Raw genomic sequence first — 13,011 nt, 5'->3', positions numbered from 1 at the left:
ACAAAACAGACAAGGCAGACAGCCAAGCTTTGGCTTTGTTTGGTGCCACCCAGCCTCAGCAGCGTTGGGAGCCAGAGGTCGAGGAGGTCCGCGAGCTGAAGCGCCTGGTGGCGAGGCGAGATGCCGTCCAACAGGACATTCAGCGCGAGAGGAACCGGCTTGAGAAAGCTCAGTTCAGCCGGGATAGTCAGGCGATAACGTCGATTCGCCATGTCCTGGCGGCCTTGGAGCAGGAGGAGAGGCGCCTCCAGCAGGCGATAGAGGAACACTTCGACCAACACGACCATCTGAAGCGTGATCGTCGATTATTGGCCAGCATCCCGGGGATCGGTCCATTGCTGTCCACTCGGCTGGTGGCTGCCCTGCGCAGCAGAGCGTTCAAGAGTGCTCGACAGGCAGCAGCCTTCATGGGCCTAGTACCCATGCATCATACGTCAGGCCACTCGATCGAAAAGAAGCCACGCCTGACAAAAATGGGCAGTGCCAAACTGCGGCAGCAGCTCTACATGGGAGCTGTGGTGGCACTACGGCACAACCCAGATATTGAAGCGCAGTACGCGAGATTACGCAGTGCGGGTAAGCCGACAATGACAGCCTTGGGGGCTGCCATGCGAAAATTAGTACATATCGCTTTCGGCATCCTGAAGTCACAGACCGAATATCAGCCACAACCAACTCAGTGAGGGTTGCGGCTGGTCGGGAGAGACGGTATCTCCTCTTCAGCTTGTCCCCAGCGCCCCTTGGGTCGGTAGCCCTGCCAGGTGGCACGAGTGTGCTAACCTAGCGAGCCCCGGCTGGCTGGATAGCGCCGGGCCTGGGCCCTGAAGAGTGTTCGATGAGTCGGATGACACTGGTCATGCACTGACCAGCAGTCGTCGAGCCAAGGTGTGGCGGGGGCAGCGGACGACTTTCCCACGGTTGTCCCGGGGGTTGTCCACAGAAGCTGTGCATAACCATTGCGGACAGCTGGTGGGCAGTCACCTGTGTGTGGGTGTGGCGTCAGTTATCGCCTCCAGGGCCTTGGGCGCCGCAGCGCTTCCCCGCCAGGGCGCCACCTTCAGGATGTTTCCAGGAAACACCTTTCAGCCAGGACGCTTCAGGCAAGGACTCTACAGTCAGGATCATGGCATGACGAAACACCACAGCACACGAACCGGTCTGGGCGTATGTCTGGGCACCCTGCTCGGCCTGCTGGCGCTGCCGCTGGCGGCTCAGGAGCAGAGCGACACCGTCTGGGTCTCCGACTCCCTGACCACCTATGTACGCAGCGGTCCCACCGACGGCTATCGCATCGTCGGCACCCTTACCGCCGGCGAGCCTGTCGAGCGGCTGGAGACCAGCGGCGACTATACCCGCGTTCGAGGTCCTGGCGGCGACGCCGTCTGGGTGCTCAGCCGCGAGATCCAGGAGGTCCCCAGTGCTCAGGTGCGCCTGCCCGAGCTTGAGCAGCGGGTGGCCGAGCTCGAGGCCGAACTCGACGGCATCGATGAGGCGTGGGAGCAGCGCACCGCCGCGTTGCGTGAGACCCTCGAGGTTCGCGAGGCGCGAGTTGCCGAGCTGGAGTCACGCAACCACCAGCTGGATGGCGAAGCCGAGCACTCCCGCCAGACCGCGCGTGAACTGGAGGCTCGCCTCAACACCCAGGAGGAGGACCTGCTGATGCGCTACTTCATGTATGGCGGCGGCGTGGCCGGTGCCGGCCTGCTGGTTGGCCTGATCGTTCCCCATCTGCCGCGCCGCCGTCGCAAGCGCGATCGCTGGTTCTGAGCCGTCATGGTGAATGAATGGCTGACCCGCTGGCGTGAAGGGCGCATCGGTTTCCATCGCGACGCACCGCACCCCGTCCTGTGCCACCACTGGCCGCTGCTGGGGGTGAGCCCCGGTGTCAAGGTGCTGGTGCCGCTATGCGGCAAGAGCCACGACATGCGCTGGCTGGGCCATCGCGACCACCCGGTGCTGGGTATCGAGCTGGCGCCCCAGGCGGTCGAGCAGTTTCTCGCCGAGGGGTGCGAGCCCGTTTCCCGCTACCACCAGGCGGGGTTCGAGATAAGCCGCCAGGCCAACGTCGAGCTCTGGTGCGGTGACTTCTTTCACTTCCATATCGAGCAGGCGGCCGAGATCGGTGCCTTCTATGACCGTGCCGCGCTGATCGCCCTGCCACCCGCCACCCGCCAGCGCTACGCCTTCCATCTGGCGCAGCTGATACCTCCGGGGGCCATCGGGCTGCTTATCGGCCTTGAACGTGCGGCCGGTGAGGAGCAGGCCGGGCCGCCCTTTCATGTGCCGGAAGAGGAGGTGCGGGAGCTGTTCGAGCCCAACTTCCGGATCACGCTGCTGGAGAGAGGCGCCCCGGAGCCGGGCAGCGGCTTCCGGGAGCATGTCTGGGCCATGGTGCGTCGAGGTCCCGTCGAGTGACCCCTCAGCGGGCCAGCAGGCGGGCCAGTTCCGGGTCACGAAAGGCGCGGTTCAGGCCGTCGACGAGCAGGTCGTTGACCATTCGGGTATTGCTCTGCTGGTCCGGCCGAACGGCGTAGCTCTGGGTGCGTCGTGAGGTGTAGGTGCCGGTGTAGGTGGTGCCGCCATTGGTCGCCTCGGCCACAAACACGGCCTCCAGGCGTGACTCGCCGATCACGGGCCGACTCTTGCCGCGCTCGTAGCCCAGGTGATCGAGTGTCAGGGTCAGGTGGGGGCGGCCTTCGGCACGCTGGGTGGTGGGTGTAAAGCCCATTTCCCGCACGGCTCGCTCGGCCTCGCGCTGCAGTTTCGGCATCAGCTCGTGGGCATGGACGGTGATCGTGGCCGTGGACATGGCGCTGCCGGTACGGGTGCCGATCACCTCGCCGTCACGTCCATCCGCGGCGATCACCGTGACGGCCTGCCCATTGCCGGCGACCGGTACCGCGGCGCTGCGCTTGGGGTCGAGCTGCAGGGTCTGGGGGGCGGCGCAGCCGGCCAGCCAGCCAGCCGTGACCAGGGCCAGGGAGAGGCGAAGAAAGCGTCGACGTAGCATGGGGAGCTCCCGTCCAGGGTGAATGTCGAAGCGCAGTATAGCGCCCTCGAGATCACACAGGGTACGTCCTTGCCTCCTCGATTACACTGTCGGTACGCCCAGCAGGAGCCGTGTGATGATTCGCCCCGCCACCGCCGAGGATATCCCTCTGCTTGCCGATATCTGGCTGCGTGCCTCGATGCGCGCCCACGACTTTATCCCCGAGACCTTCTGGATATCCCGCGCCGAGCTGATGGTGCAGGAGCGGCTGCCTCAGGCCGAGGAGGTCACGGTGCTCGAGGTGGAGGGCAGGGTGATCGGCTTCACCGCCCTCGACGGCGACCATCTGCAGGCGCTGTTCATCGATCCCAGGGTGCAGCGCTATGGCCATGGCTCACGGCTGATGGCCCATGCCATGGCCGGTCATAAGCGCCTCACCCTGAGTGTCTATTCGCGTAATGTGCGTGCCGTCTCCTTCTACCACCGCCTGGGGTTTCATGCGGTGGAGGAGCGCCTCGAGCCACTGACCGGGGAGAACGAGACCCTGATGGTCTGGGATCGGTAGGCCCTGGGTATCTGCGATCTGCCGGGCGGGACCACTGACCGTTCGGCATGGCCGATATCCGTTCGGCGCGGCCTATCCGGAAGCGTCAGGGGGCAATAGAAGAAGGGCCAATAGAAGGAGGAGTAATAGGAGGCGGCCTAGGACGCACGGCCGAACCGGTAGCGCAGCCTGGGCAGTGTTCGGGCGACCGGCGGTAGACGGGTCGCCATGATCAGTGCCGAGATCGCGGCATACAGCAGCCACTCGCCGAGGTCGGCGCGCACGACCCAGAAGAAGTGCAGCAGGGCCAGACCGAGAATGCCGTAGACCAGGCGGTGCAATGATTTCCAGCGCTTGCCCAGTCGACGCATCGACCAGCGGTTTGAGGTCACGCCCAGCGCGACAAGACCGCTCAGGGCCAGCATGCCGACGATGATATAGGGGCGCTTCACCAGCTCGCTGCCCAGCATGCCCCAGTCGAGCCCCAGGATGAAGAGGGCGTAGCTGAGCATGTGCAGGCTGGCGTAGGCCAGCGTCCACAGCCCCAGCTGACGGCGGATCAGCGCGAAGCCTTTCCAGCGAGTGAGCCGGGAGAGCGGCGTCAGGCTCAGGGTGAGCAGCAGCATCCACAGCGCGCCGAGGCCGATATTCAGCAACAGGTAGCGACCCGGCTCGGGGCCGGCGGCGTTGCTGGCCACCTGCCAGCCCCAGATCACTAGTGGGGCCAGGGCCGCCAGGAATACGCCCAGGCGCCATAGCTGCCAGCGGTTCGGGAGGGTCATCAGGCGGTTCAGGTTGGCCATTAATAGTGCGTCCGTAGATCCAGTCCCGCGTACAGGTCGGCGACCTCGTCGGCGTAGCCGTTGAACATCAGGGTATCGATGGTGTTGGGGCTGAACAGGCTGTTGGGCAGCCGGCGCTCGGTGGCCTGGCTCCAGCGGGGATGGTCGACCCGGGGATTGACGTTGGCGTAGAAGCCGTACTCATCCGGTGCAATCTGTTGCCAGGAGTTGAGCGGCTGCTCCTCCACCAGCGAGATGCGCACGATCGACTTGATGCTCTTGAAGCCGTACTTCCAGGGCACCACCAGTCGCAGGGGGGCGCCGTTCTGGTTGGGCAGCTCGCGGCCATACATGCCGAGGGCGAGCAGAGTGAGGGGGTGCATGGCTTCGTCTAGGCGCAGTCCCTCGACATAGGGCCAGTCGATCAGCGAGAACGCGGAACGCTGCCCCGGCATCTGCTCCGGGTCGACCAGGGTTTCGAAGCGCACGTACCTGGCCCTGCTGGTGGGTTCCGCGCGCCTGATCACCTCGGCGAGGGGGATGCCCAGCCAGGGAATTACCATCGACCATGCCTCCACGCAACGCAGGCGGTAGATCCGCTCCTCGAAACGCGAGGGGCTGGCGAGATCCTCCAGGGCGAAGCGGCCACCGTTGTTGACCTCGCCGTCGACCACCACGCTCCACGGCTGGGTCTCCAGGCTGCCGGCACGGCGCGCGGGGTCTGACTTGCCGGAGCCAAACTCGTAGAAGTTGTTGTAGCCGCTGGCATCGTCGAAGGGGGCCAGCTTGTCCTTCTCGGGATCGCGAGGGGTGACCGCTTGCCAGCGTGTGGCGTCGATCTTCTCCTTCAGCCACGCCGGCCCGTCACCGTCGGGTACATCCGCATAGTCGGCCTCGGCATGGGCCGGGCCGCCAAGCGCAAGTCCGGCCCCCAGCCCCGCCATGCCGCCCATGAAGCGGCGACGGGAGAGATAGACGGACTCGGGCGTCACATCGGACTCGCTCAGGTCGTGCGGTTTGGCGATCTTGATCAGCATCGTGGGCCTCGGCTCGGGGGGACTGGGGAGAGGACGAGAGCCACTTGCATCGATGGGCGTCGGGCTGGGCGTCGGGGACTGTCCGTTACGCCGCATCGCGCGGACTCCTGACATCAGAGAGGCGGCGGCGTGAAAAGTTCATGCGAGAACGGTCGGCGACCTCCATGGGAGGAGGGGGCTGTCCGCCGTGGGCGCCCGGCGGACAGAGGGCGTCATCAGGCCGTGATGGCCTGGCGCTGTCGGGTGCCTTCGGCACTGAAACGGTGCCAGTGGCGTGGAACGGCATACAGTCGCTGGCCACGGGTGAGCGCCAGGCGCTCGTAGTCGGCGTGGCGTACGGTGGCCAGCCAGGGCTCGACCAGCCAGTCCGCGGCGACCTCGATGCGCACCTCGGCCCCCACCGGGGAGATGGCGGTGACGGTGACGGGCAGCTGGGCCTCCGGCGTGGGCGCCTCTGCCAGGCGCACCTCATGGGGCCGCAGCAGCAGTTCCTGGTGGCCGTCGGGAAGGTCCACCACAAGCGTCGCCTCGCCGCAGGTCAGGGTGCCGCCACGCACCTCGCCCTCCAGATGATTGACGTCGCCCAGAAACTCGAACACGAAGCGGTTGGCCGGTGAGCGGTAGAGGGCGTCCGGGGTGTCGATCTGTTCGATGCGGCCATGGCTCATCACCGCCACTCGGTCGGAGAGCTCCAGCGCCTCTTCCTGATCGTGGGTCACGAACAGGCTGGTGAAGCCGAGTTCATCGTGCAGCTGGCGGAGCCAGCGGCGCAGCTCCTGGCGGACCTTGGCATCCAGGGCGCCGAAGGGCTCATCCAGCAGCAGGACATCGGGGCGCAGGGCCAGGGCCCGGGCCAGGGAGACCCGCTGCTGCTGGCCGCCGGAGAGCTGGGCCGGATAGCGCCCGGCGAAGTGTTCGAGCTGCACCATCTCCAGCAGACGATGGACCCGGGCGCGGATCTCGCCGCTGGAGGGCCTCTCTCGCCGCGGCAGCACGGTCAGGCCGAAGGCGACGTTGTCGAACACCGTCATATGGCGGAACAGCGCGTAATGCTGGAAGACGAAGCCGATGCGGCGGTCGCGCACATGCACGTCGGTGACGTCGCGGTCACCGAACAGGATGCGCCCGGCCGGGTCGCGGTCCGGCGACTCGAGGCCGGCGATGATGCGCAGCAGGGTGGTCTTGCCCGAGCCCGAGGGGCCGAGCAGGCCGACCAGCTCGCCTTTGGCGACCTCCAGATTCACCGGCTCCAGGGCGCGTCCCCCGGCCTGGCCGGGGCTACCCTTCCCTTTGTGACCATAGTGCTTGGCGATATCGGTCAATCGGATGCTCATTGGGTAACCTCCTGGCGCGCGGTACGCCATTCCAGGCCGGCCTTGGCGGCCAGGGTGAACAGGGCGATCAGGGCCAGCAGGGCGGCGCTGGCGAAGGCGCCCACGGCGTTGTAGTCCTGATAGAGCTGCTCCAGATGCAGGGGCAGGGTCATGGTCTGGCCACGGATGGCCCCGGAGACCACCGAGACGGCACCGAACTCACCCACTGCCCGGGCGTTGGTCAGCACCACGCCGTAGAGCAGTGCCCAGCGGATATTGGGCAGGGTGACACGGCGGAAGATGGTCCAGCCCGGTGCCCCCAGGGTCACGGCGGCCTCCTCCTCGCGGGAGCCCTGGGCCTGCATCAGCGGGATCAGCTCCCGGGCCACGAAGGGACTGGTGACGAATACCGTCACCATCAGGATGCCCGGCCAGGCGAACATCAGCTGGATATCGTGGGCGTCGAACCAGCCACCGATCCAGCCGTTACGGCCGTAGAGCAGCAGGTAGATGAGCCCGGCCACCACCGGCGATACCGCAAAGGGAATATCGATCAGCGTCTGCAGCAGGCGCCGACCGGGGAAGTCGAAGCGGGTCACCAGCCAGGCCAGGGCCACCCCGAACACCAGGCAGATGGGGATGGTCAGGACGGCGATAAACAGGGTCAGGCCGATCGCCGCCAGGGTGTAGCGGTCGCTGATATTGTGCCAGAACACCCCGACACCCTGGGAGAAGGCCTGGGCGAAGATGGCCGCCAGCGGCAGCAGCAGGAACAGCGCCGCCAGAAGCACGGCGGCGGTGATCAGGGCGCGGCGCGCCGCGGGGGCATCACCGATACGTTGCATCAGCCACGTCCTCCATGGAGCCGCTTGATGAAGTGCCCCTGCCAGATGTTGATCGCCAGCAGCAGGGCGAGGGAGACGGCCAGTACCACCGAGGCGATCGCCGAGGCGCCGGCATAGTCGTACTCCTGAAGCTTGACGAAGATCATCAGCGCGGTGATCTCGGTCTCGAACGGGGCATTGCCCGCGATAAAGATGATCGCGCCGAATTCGCCCAGCGAGCGCACGAAGGCGAGTCCGGTGCCGGTGACCAGCGCCGGCCACAGGTAGGGCAGGATCACGCGGCGAAAGCCGGTGGCGTCCGAGGCGCCCAGGCTCATGGCGGCTTCATCCACCTCGTGGGGCAGGTCCTCCAGCACCGGCTGTACCGTGCGCACCACGAAGGGGATGCTGGTAAAGGCCATGGCCAGGGCGATCCCGACCCAGGTGTAGGCCACCTTGAGGCCCAGCGGCTCGATCAGACCGCCGACCCAGCCGTTGCCGGCGTAGAGGGTGGCCAGGGTGATGCCCGCCACCGCCGTGGGCAGCGCGAAGGGCAGGTCCATCAGGGCATCGAGCAGACGCTTGCCCGGAAAGTCGTAGCGCACCAGCACCCAGGCCAGCAGCAGTCCGAACACGGCATTGGCCAGTGCCGCCACCGCGGCGGCGCCGATGGTGACCGTGTAGCTGGCCACCACCCGGGCATCGCTGATGATCGCCCAGTATTCGGCGAGGCTGAGCCCCTTGAGCTGGCCCACCAGGCCGGTCATCGGCAGCAGCAGCACCAGCGAGACGAATGTCAGGCTGATGCCCAGCGACAGACCGAAGCCGGGCAGTACGCGGCGCCGGGGCAGGCGGAGGGCCAGGGAGCTCATCGATCGTTCCTCCAGGCTCAGCGGCGCTGCAGCTGGTCGAGCTGGCCGCCGCTGCTGAAGTGTGTCTCCATGGCCTCATCCCAGCCGCCGAAGACCTCTTCGACACGCAGCAGCTCAGTTTCCGGGAACTGATCGGCAAATTCCTTGGCTACCGACTCGTCATGCACACGGTAGTTGAAGCCGGCCAGCTGGCGCTGCGCCTCCTCGCTGTAGAGGTACTCCACATAGGCGCGGGCCAGCTCTTCGGTGCCATTGCGCTCGGTATTGGGCTCGACCACCGCGACCGGGAACTCCGCCAGAATGCTGACCGGCGGCACGATCACCTCGTAGTCATCGCTGCCGTATTCGCCACGAATGTTGTTGACCTCGGACTCGAAGCTGATCAGCACATCGCCGATGCCACGCTCGATAAAGCTGGTGGTGGCGCCGCGACCGCCGGTGTCGAACACCACCACGTTGTCCAGGAAGTCATCCATGAAGTCCTGGATCCTGGCCTCGTCTCCGTCGAACTGGTGATCCGCGAAGCCCCAGGCGGCCAGGTAGGTATAACGGCCGTTACCCGAGGTCTTGGGATTGGGAAAGACGATCTCCACCCCTTCATCGTTCAGGTCGTCCCAGCTCTCGATGCCCTTGGGGTTGCCCTTGCGCACCAGGAAGGCGGTGGTGGAGTAGTAGGGCGAGGCGTTGTTGGGCAGCTGCTGCTGCCAGTCCTCGGCTACCAGACCGTCGTCGGCCAGTACCTGGACATCGGTGACCTGGTTGTAGGTCACCACGTCGGCTCGCAATCCCTGAAGGATGGCGCGAGCCTGGGCGGAGGAGCCGCCATGGGACTGCTGGATGGCGATCTCCTCGCCCTCGCTCTCCTGCCAGTGGGCGATGAACTCGGGGTTGATCGCCGCGAAGAGCTCCCGGGCAATATCGTAGGAGGAGTTCAGCAGCTCCCGGTCGGCGGCCGCCGCCGGCGCTGCCAGGCCGGCGCCCAGGGCAAGGGCGAGCAGTGAGCGCGAAAAACGCAGATCGAGGGTCATGATGAGGCTCCGGGTCATAGGTGTGTCGCAGTGGAAGCAGGTTATGACCCGTTAAAGGTAATTACAATAGTGTTTATTATTCTGTTTTAGAATATGTCTCTGCGCCCGAGGCATCCTCGCACCTGCCCGGGGCGGGGCAGTCTGATAGAATCCCGCCTCTCGTCATCGACCCGGGACCCCCTCCATGACTGACCCGATCCGCGACTTCCAGATTGCGCCCTCGATTCTCTCCGCCGACTTCGCACGACTGGGCGAGGAGGTGGACGACGTGCTGACCTCCGGCGCCGATATCGTCCACTTCGATGTGATGGACAATCATTATGTGCCTAACCTGACCATCGGGCCGATGGTCTGTGAGGCGCTCAGAAAGCACGGCGTAACCGCCCCCATCGATGTTCACCTGATGGTGCGCCCGGTCGATCAGCTGATCGGCGACTTCATCGACGCCGGCGCCAGCATCATCACCTTCCACCCCGAGGCCTCCGACCATATCGACCGCTCCCTGCAGCTGATTCGTGACGGCGGCTGCCGGGCCGGCCTGGTCTTCAATCCGGCCACGCCGCTCTCCTATCTCGACTATGTGATGGACAAGGTCGATATGGTGTTGCTGATGAGCGTCAACCCGGGCTTCGGTGGTCAGTCATTCATTCCCGCCACCCTCGACAAGCTGCGCGAGGCACGCCAGCGCATCGATGCCTCCGGCCGTGACATTCGCCTCGAGGTGGATGGCGGGGTCAAGGTGGACAATATCGCCGAGATCGCGCGTGCCGGGGCCGATACCTTCGTGGCCGGCTCGGCGGTGTTCAAGGCTCGCAACGAGGCCGATCCGCATCGCTACGATGGTGTGATTCGCGACTTCCGCGAACAGCTGGCCAGCGTGCGCTGAGGTGAGCGCCGACTCGCTCGGCACCGAGGCACGCCAGGCCGAGATACCCCAGGCCGAGACTTCCCAAGCCAAGGCGCCCCGCTGGTATCTCTACGTGATCGAGACGGCCGCGGGGGCCCTCTACACCGGCATTACCACCGATGTCGACCGCCGCCTGGCCGAACATCGGGTGGGGCGGGGGGCCAAGGCGCTGCGCGGCAAGGGGCCCCTGACGCTGCGCCATCACGAGCCAGTCGGTGACCATGGCACGGCGCTGCGCCGTGAGGCCGAGATCAAGCGCCTCACGGCCGCCCGCAAGCGAGCCTGGCTGCGTCAGCGGATCGAAGATGGCTCAGTGTAGCTTGAGGCGCGGGCGTATAAACCGGTTCAGTCCATCTACCAGCATGATGATCCCTGTCTTCAGGTTGCCGTGAACCGCTCGCTGGTGCAGACGGTAGAGCGAGATATAGAAGAACTTGGCCAGGTGGCCCTCGACGAACAGGCGACGGGCCGAGGTGCCGCGCATCAGCGTGCCGATCGCCTCGAAGTGGGCCAGCGAGATCAGCGAGCCGCGGTCGCGATAGACGAACGGCTTGAGCGGCTTGCCGTCGATCAGGGCGCGCAGGTTGCGGTAGAGGTGCTGGGCCTGCTGGTGAGCGGCCTGGGCACGTGGCGGCACCGTGCCGCCGTCCTCCTGCGGGCAACTGGCGCAGTCGCCGAGGGCGAAGATATTGGGATCGTCGACGCTCTGCAGGGTGTCGTGAACGACGAGGCGTTGGCCCTTGGCCAGGGTCAGGTCCAGCTCGGCGAGGATGTCGGGCGCCTTGATGCCCGCCGCCCAGACTGCGAGATCGGTGGCGATACACTGGCCGTCGGCGGTATGGATGGCGTCGGCATCGACCTGCGTCACCCGAGTTTCGGTGTGCACCTTGACGCCGAGGCCCTGGAGTTCGTCACGCACCGCCTGGCGGATGCGTGTGGGCAGGGCCGGCAGCACGTCATCGGCGGCCTCGATAAGAGATATCTCGAGCTGATGGTGCTCCAGCCTGGTGACCCCGTAGCTGTACAGCATCAGCAGGGCGTCGTAGAGCTGGGCGGCGAGCTCCACTCCGGTGGCGCCACCCCCCACGATGCCTACCCTCAGTCGCGGGGATTGGTCCTGCGTGCTGGCGCTGAAGCGCAGGAAGGTATTGAGCATATCGCGCCGGAAGGCCTCGGCTTGCTCGGGGCAGTCGATAAAGTGGCAGTTTTCGGCCACTCCCGCCGTGCCGAAGTCATTGCTGACGCTGCCCAGCGCCAGTATCAGTCGGTCGTAGGCCAGCTCGCGAGCCGGCAGAATCTCCTGGCCTTCATCGTCAAGCACGGCGGCCAGCTGCAGCCGCTGCCGCTGTCGGTCGAGACCGCACAGGGTGCCACGTTGAAATCGATAGCCATTGGCGCGGGCATGGCTGGGATAGGCGATCTCGTCGAGGCCCGAGTCGAGGGCGCCGGTGGCGACCTCGTGCAGCAGCGGCTTCCAGATGTGGGTCGGGCTACGGTCGACCAGCACGATCTCGGCCCGACCGCGTCGTCCCAGTCGCCGGCCCAGGCGAGTTACCAGCTCCAGGCCGCCGGCGCCGCCGCCCACTACCACGATTCTCGGTATGCTCATAAGGGCACTCCTTGGCACGTAAAAGCACCAGCATAGGCCGGCTGGCATTCCCTGCCCATGACCCGTGCGGCACAATATGACTTTCACTCTCCTGGAGTCAGCACATGCACCCCATTCTGGAAGGCATCGAACTGGTGGCCTTCGACCTGGACGGTACCCTGATCGACTCGGTGCCCGACATGGCCATCGCCGTGGACGCCGCCCTGACCGAGCTGGGCCTGCCCGCCGTCGGCAGGGCACGGGTGCGTGACTGGGTGGGCAATGGCTCGCTGGTATTGATGGAGCGGGCGTTGCGATTTACTGTTCAAGTGAACGAAGGAGTCGGCGAGGCTGGTCCGGCGACTGATATTCGAGGGGGCGCTGTGAACCCCTCCCTGGGCGCTACCGATGCCATCCCTGGCATAGGACCCCCTCTACTATCAGTCCCCGGCGCCTCGCCGGCTGGCCCTTTGCCAGATAGTATGCTGGAGCGCGCCCACGCCGCCTTCCTCGCGCACTATGCCCGCGCCCCCGGTGCCCACACCCGGCTCTACCCGGGGGTGCGAGAGTGCCTGGACGGGCTGCGCGACCGCGACCTGCCCCTGGCGCTGGTAACCAACAAGCCCGAGGCCTTTATTGCGCCCCTGCTGGATGACCTGGGCCTGGCCGACTATTTCTCGCTGTGCCTGGGGGGTGACAGCCTGGCCGAGAAGAAGCCTCACCCGGCACCGCTGTTGCATGTTGCGGCCCATTTTGCGGTGTCTCCGTCGGCCTGCCTGATGGTGGGAGACTCACGCCACGATATCGCCGCCGGCAAGGCGGCGGGCTTTCGCACCCTGGCGGTCCCCTATGGCTACAACCACGGTGAGCCGGTGCGCGACAGCGACCCGGACAGCGTGGTTGAATCGCTGGCGGAACTCGTTTAACGTGAATTCGGCTATTGCTATAAGAAATAGCTTTTTCAATATGTTATTACTATAAGACGCGGACACCACCCGATGACCACCCGCACGTTGCCGGATACACCCCTTCACATCAGCGCTGCCCGCGCCGCTGCCCGCCTGCCTGCTCCCTGTGGCTGGCGATGGTGACGCTCATATCGTTCTGAGCCGCGGCCCCTGACCCGC

Annotated in this window: 15 protein-coding genes; 7 read left to right on the top strand and 8 right to left on the bottom strand. The window is 65.8% G+C overall.

Annotated elements, in window-relative coordinates:
• From IOC61_RS08355 to IOC61_RS08345, 3 genes are all read left to right on the top strand, one after another.
• A partial coding sequence (locus IOC61_RS08355) for a transposase (RefSeq protein ID WP_195688384.1) occupies positions 1 to 683 on the top strand: 683 nt, incomplete at its 5' end.
• A 445-nt stretch (positions 684 to 1,128) separates the two neighbouring features.
• Positions 1,129 to 1,767, top strand: a complete 639-nt coding sequence (locus IOC61_RS08350; RefSeq protein ID WP_195688383.1) for a TIGR04211 family SH3 domain-containing protein — start codon at positions 1,129 to 1,131, stop codon at positions 1,765 to 1,767.
• Between the two features lie 6 nt (positions 1,768 to 1,773).
• On the top strand, positions 1,774 to 2,415 hold the full coding sequence (locus IOC61_RS08345; protein WP_195688382.1) for a thiopurine S-methyltransferase: 642 nt from the start codon (positions 1,774 to 1,776) through the stop codon (positions 2,413 to 2,415).
• Between the two features lie 4 nt (positions 2,416 to 2,419).
• On the opposite strand, the gene IOC61_RS08340 is transcribed toward IOC61_RS08345, so the two are convergent.
• The gene (locus IOC61_RS08340) at positions 2,420 to 3,010 is read right to left on the bottom strand and encodes a YajG family lipoprotein (protein WP_195688381.1); all 591 of its coding nucleotides are present in this window, start codon (positions 3,008 to 3,010) and stop codon (positions 2,420 to 2,422) included.
• A gap of 115 nt (positions 3,011 to 3,125) precedes the next feature.
• On the opposite strand from IOC61_RS08340, the gene IOC61_RS08335 reads away from it, so the two are divergent.
• Complete coding sequence (locus IOC61_RS08335; protein WP_195688380.1) at positions 3,126 to 3,554, top strand: GNAT family N-acetyltransferase; 429 nt, start codon at positions 3,126 to 3,128, stop codon at positions 3,552 to 3,554.
• Positions 3,555 to 3,691: 137 nt separating this feature from the next.
• Here IOC61_RS08335 and msrQ read toward each other — a convergent pair whose 3' ends face one another.
• The 6 genes from msrQ to cysP form a co-directional block, all read right to left on the bottom strand.
• The gene (gene msrQ / locus IOC61_RS08330) at positions 3,692 to 4,336 is read right to left on the bottom strand and encodes a protein-methionine-sulfoxide reductase heme-binding subunit MsrQ (RefSeq protein ID WP_229333001.1); all 645 of its coding nucleotides are present in this window, start codon (positions 4,334 to 4,336) and stop codon (positions 3,692 to 3,694) included.
• On the bottom strand, positions 4,336 to 5,352 hold the full coding sequence (gene msrP, locus IOC61_RS08325) for a protein-methionine-sulfoxide reductase catalytic subunit MsrP (RefSeq protein ID WP_195688379.1): 1,017 nt from the start codon (positions 5,350 to 5,352) through the stop codon (positions 4,336 to 4,338). Before msrP ends, msrQ begins: the two co-directional genes overlap by 1 nt.
• Before the next feature lie 215 nt (positions 5,353 to 5,567).
• The gene (locus tag IOC61_RS08320; RefSeq protein WP_195688378.1) at positions 5,568 to 6,686 is read right to left on the bottom strand and encodes a sulfate/molybdate ABC transporter ATP-binding protein; all 1,119 of its coding nucleotides are present in this window, start codon (positions 6,684 to 6,686) and stop codon (positions 5,568 to 5,570) included.
• Positions 6,683 to 7,510: a sulfate ABC transporter permease subunit CysW gene (gene cysW / locus IOC61_RS08315; RefSeq protein WP_195688377.1), complete on the bottom strand. Its 828-nt coding sequence runs from the start codon at positions 7,508 to 7,510 to the stop codon at positions 6,683 to 6,685. Before cysW ends, IOC61_RS08320 begins: the two co-directional genes overlap by 4 nt.
• Entirely contained in the window at positions 7,510 to 8,361 is an 852-nt protein-coding gene (gene cysT, locus IOC61_RS08310) for a sulfate ABC transporter permease subunit CysT (protein ID WP_195688376.1), read from the bottom strand. The genes cysW and cysT overlap by 1 nt, the downstream gene beginning before the upstream one ends.
• Positions 8,362 to 8,378: 17 nt before the next feature.
• On the bottom strand, positions 8,379 to 9,389 hold the full coding sequence (gene cysP, locus IOC61_RS08305) for a thiosulfate ABC transporter substrate-binding protein CysP (protein ID WP_195688375.1): 1,011 nt from the start codon (positions 9,387 to 9,389) through the stop codon (positions 8,379 to 8,381).
• 184 nt (positions 9,390 to 9,573) lie between these two features.
• Here cysP and rpe point away from each other — a divergent pair, with 184 nt between their 5' ends.
• Positions 9,574 to 10,275: a ribulose-phosphate 3-epimerase gene (rpe, locus tag IOC61_RS08300; protein ID WP_195688374.1), complete on the top strand. Its 702-nt coding sequence runs from the start codon at positions 9,574 to 9,576 to the stop codon at positions 10,273 to 10,275.
• 1 nt (position 10,276) lies between these two features.
• Positions 10,277 to 10,615 carry a GIY-YIG nuclease family protein gene (locus tag IOC61_RS08295; RefSeq protein WP_324254706.1) on the top strand — a complete coding sequence of 113 codons (339 nt, stop codon included), beginning with the start codon at positions 10,277 to 10,279 and terminating at the stop codon, positions 10,613 to 10,615.
• On the opposite strand, the gene IOC61_RS08290 is transcribed toward IOC61_RS08295, so the two are convergent.
• Positions 10,607 to 11,905, bottom strand: a complete 1,299-nt coding sequence (locus tag IOC61_RS08290; protein ID WP_195688373.1) for an NAD(P)/FAD-dependent oxidoreductase — start codon at positions 11,903 to 11,905, stop codon at positions 10,607 to 10,609. The genes IOC61_RS08295 and IOC61_RS08290 overlap by 9 nt on opposite strands.
• 104 nt (positions 11,906 to 12,009) lie before the next feature.
• Between IOC61_RS08290 and gph the strand changes: the two genes are divergently transcribed.
• Positions 12,010 to 12,810 carry a phosphoglycolate phosphatase gene (gene gph / locus IOC61_RS08285; RefSeq protein WP_195688372.1) on the top strand — a complete coding sequence of 267 codons (801 nt, stop codon included), beginning with the start codon at positions 12,010 to 12,012 and terminating at the stop codon, positions 12,808 to 12,810.
• Positions 12,811 to 13,011 lie beyond the last annotated feature (201 nt).

Source organism: Halomonas sp. KAO (assembly GCF_015595025.1).
Taxonomy (GTDB): Bacteria; Pseudomonadota; Gammaproteobacteria; order Pseudomonadales; family Halomonadaceae; genus Halomonas.
Note: the sequence above shows the minus strand (reverse complement) of the source record. Positions and strands in the feature narration are given on the sequence as shown.

Excerpts from the sequence above, each read along its gene's own strand:
- gph (WP_195688372.1), top strand. The coding sequence starts at position 12,010 with ATGCACCCCATTCTGGAAGGCATCGAACTGGTGGCCTTCGACCTGGAC.
- IOC61_RS08345 (WP_195688382.1), top strand. The coding sequence starts at position 1,774 with ATGGTGAATGAATGGCTGACCCGCTGGCGTGAAGGGCGCATCGGTTTC.
- msrP (WP_195688379.1), bottom strand. The coding sequence starts at position 5,352 with ATGCTGATCAAGATCGCCAAACCGCACGACCTGAGCGAGTCCGATGTG.
- cysT (WP_195688376.1), bottom strand. The coding sequence starts at position 8,361 with ATGAGCTCCCTGGCCCTCCGCCTGCCCCGGCGCCGCGTACTGCCCGGC.
- cysP (WP_195688375.1), bottom strand. The coding sequence starts at position 9,389 with ATGACCCTCGATCTGCGTTTTTCGCGCTCACTGCTCGCCCTTGCCCTG.
- IOC61_RS08350 (WP_195688383.1), top strand. The coding sequence starts at position 1,129 with ATGACGAAACACCACAGCACACGAACCGGTCTGGGCGTATGTCTGGGC.
- msrQ (WP_229333001.1), bottom strand. The coding sequence starts at position 4,336 with ATGGCCAACCTGAACCGCCTGATGACCCTCCCGAACCGCTGGCAGCTA.
- IOC61_RS08340 (WP_195688381.1), bottom strand. The coding sequence starts at position 3,010 with ATGCTACGTCGACGCTTTCTTCGCCTCTCCCTGGCCCTGGTCACGGCT.
- IOC61_RS08290 (WP_195688373.1), bottom strand. The coding sequence starts at position 11,905 with ATGAGCATACCGAGAATCGTGGTAGTGGGCGGCGGCGCCGGCGGCCTG.
- IOC61_RS08320 (WP_195688378.1), bottom strand. The coding sequence starts at position 6,686 with ATGAGCATCCGATTGACCGATATCGCCAAGCACTATGGTCACAAAGGG.
- IOC61_RS08335 (WP_195688380.1), top strand. The coding sequence starts at position 3,126 with ATGATTCGCCCCGCCACCGCCGAGGATATCCCTCTGCTTGCCGATATC.
- rpe (WP_195688374.1), top strand. The coding sequence starts at position 9,574 with ATGACTGACCCGATCCGCGACTTCCAGATTGCGCCCTCGATTCTCTCC.
- cysW (WP_195688377.1), bottom strand. The coding sequence starts at position 7,510 with ATGCAACGTATCGGTGATGCCCCCGCGGCGCGCCGCGCCCTGATCACC.